The organism is Streptomyces niphimycinicus, assembly GCF_018883605.1.
In the GTDB taxonomy this organism is placed as follows: Bacteria; Actinomycetota; Actinomycetes; order Streptomycetales; family Streptomycetaceae; genus Streptomyces; species Streptomyces niphimycinicus.
Map to the genome: position 1 here is coordinate 1 of NZ_JAHLEM010001310.1, position 679 is coordinate 679.

The following is a 679-nucleotide window of genomic DNA, read 5'->3' on the forward strand; positions in this document are numbered from 1 at the left end:
CCGTGTGGCGGCTTCCGCCGTCGCGCCCGCGGCCGTGCGCCCGCCGTCGGTCCGGCCGGTGTCCGGGCCAGGGGGCGAGATCCCCGGCAGCGGGGACGTCCGGGAGGTGCTCGCGGCGGGTGGAGCCCCCGAGACCCTGGCCGGGCCGGTCGCCGAAACCCTCGGGGAGCGCGCCGCCGAGGCGCTGCGCGAGGACCCCTGGCAGTTGCTGGCCGTGCCCGGTGTGCGCCCCGAGCAGGCGGACGGCTTCGCCCGCTCCCTCCTCGGCCCGGACTGCGAGCCCGGCGACGAGCGCCGTGCGCTGGCGCTCACCGGCTGGCTGCTGGAGCGCGCCGCCCTCGAAGGACACACCGCCCTGGAGTCGTCCACGCTGCGCGACGCGCTCGCCAAGGTGTCCGTGCCGGACCCGGACGAGGCGCTGCGCACCGCGATCGCGGAGGGCGCGGTGCTGGTCTTCCAGGACGCGCTCGACGCCCCGCCGGGGGCCCGTCCCCAGGCGGCCGACGACGAGGAAGCCGAGCAGCCGGTGCGGGTGCTGCTGGGGCTGGACCGCTATGCCCTGGCGGAGGAGAGCCTGGCCGACGCGCTCGCCCGGCTGGCGAGCACCTTCGTCCCACCACAGGGCGGCGCCGCGGACGGCGAGGCGCCCACGGGCGGCCCCGGCGCGCCCGAGTGGGAG

General features: G+C 79.4%; 1 protein-coding gene. It reads left to right on the plus strand.

Annotation, left to right across the window (positions count from 1 at the left end; translation table 11 throughout):
• Nucleotides 1-679: helix-hairpin-helix domain-containing protein (locus tag KN815_RS49505; RefSeq protein WP_301184727.1), on the plus strand; the 679-nt coding region annotated here is incomplete at both ends.